Raw genomic sequence first — 1,448 nt, 5'->3', positions numbered from 1 at the left:
AAAGTCGTCGCTATGAACCTCATATCCAGTCACGGAAGGATGAGTCAGAAGCCATTAAAAACACGGATTTTAAGGCTCACCGTTGGGTTGTAGAGAGAACACACAGTTGGATGAATCGCTACCGTCGTGTCCTGACTCGTTGGGAGAAGAAAGTCGAGAATTATGAGGCGATGCTGCATTTTGCCTGTGGTATCATTGTCTGGACTAAAAACCTATTGGGATAGGTTCTTAGTAAATAAAAATTCAGAAGGGATATGTTATGAACTATACAAAATTTGATGTAAAAAATTGGGTTCGCCGTGAGCATTTTGAGTTTTATCGGCATCGTTTACCATGTGGTTTTAGCTTAACAAGCAAAATTGATATCACGACGTTAAAAAAGTCATTGGATGATTCAGCGTATAAGTTTTATCCGGTAATGATCTATCTGATTGCTCAGGCCGTGAATCAATTTGATGAGTTGAGAATGGCGATAAAAGATGATGAATTGATCGTATGGGATTCAGTCGACCCACAATTCACCGTATTCCATCAAGAAACAGAGACATTTTCAGCACTGAGTTGCCCATACTCATCCGATATTGATCAATTTATGGTGAATTATTTATCGGTAATGGAACGTTATAAAAGTGATACCAAGTTATTTCCTCAAGGGGTAACACCAGAAAATCATTTAAATATTTCAGCATTACCTTGGGTTAATTTTGATAGCTTTAATTTAAATGTTGCTAATTTTACCGATTATTTTGCACCCATTATAACAATGGCAAAATATCAGCAAGAAGGGGATAGACTGTTATTGCCGCTCTCAGTACAGGTTCATCATGCAGTTTGTGATGGCTTCCATGTTGCACGCTTTATTAATCGGCTACAAGAGTTGTGTAACAGTAAATTAAAATAAGCTCAGGTTAAATTAAAGGGTTTCATATCTAGTGAAGCCCTGTTTTATTATGTTTTGAGTTAACTTATCTTCAATGGCGGTCATAGAACCGACTGTTTACCCTCAAATAAATGTGTGAGCCGAATTATTATATCATCCTTCCGCAAAAGGCTAAAAACCATAAACAATAAAATGTTTTTTGTCGGCTTTTGTTCGCACTTTTTATCTGTTTCTAGGCATTTTATGATAATTTTTTAAAGGTAAGCTTGAAATAACACGTCGATGCCAAGATATCTATCAAATCATGATATATAAACTAAATGGGATAAAGAATGAATAAGAACCTATCCCAAAAGGATTTTATTCCAGACAATGATGGCACAGGCAAGATGCAGCATTGCCTCGTAATTTTCGACCTTTTTCTCCCAACGAGTCAGGACACGACGGTAGCGATTCATCCAACTGTGTGTTCTCTCTACAACCCAGCGGTGGGCCTTAAAATCCGTGTTTTTGATGGCTTCTGATTCATCCTTCCGTGACTGGACATGAGGCTCATAGCGACGACTTC

Annotated in this window: 2 protein-coding genes and 1 pseudogene; 2 read left to right on the top strand and 1 reads right to left on the bottom strand. The window is 37.8% G+C overall.

The window, feature by feature from the left end; translation table 11 throughout:
- Together R8O10_RS23835 and R8O10_RS23830 are read left to right on the top strand one after the other, a co-directional pair.
- Nucleotides 1–224 (top strand): annotated as a pseudogene (locus R8O10_RS23835) (IS5/IS1182 family transposase); the annotation flags it as partial.
- A 35-nt stretch (nt 225–259) separates the two neighbouring features.
- On the top strand, nt 260–901 hold the full coding sequence (locus R8O10_RS23830; protein WP_004920769.1) for a type A-3 chloramphenicol O-acetyltransferase CatIII: 642 nt from the start codon (nt 260–262) through the stop codon (nt 899–901).
- 323 nt (nt 902–1,224) lie between these two features.
- Here the strand turns inward: R8O10_RS23830 and R8O10_RS23825 are convergent.
- Nucleotides 1,225–1,448, bottom strand: a 224-nt coding sequence (locus R8O10_RS23825; RefSeq protein WP_225455851.1) for a transposase, incomplete at its 5' end; no start/stop codon positions are given.

It is taken from the genome of Vibrio sp. 1727, assembly GCF_033344415.1.
Taxonomy (GTDB): domain Bacteria; phylum Pseudomonadota; class Gammaproteobacteria; order Enterobacterales; family Vibrionaceae; genus Vibrio; species Vibrio alginolyticus.
This window is presented reverse-complemented; position numbering and strand designations above follow the sequence as displayed.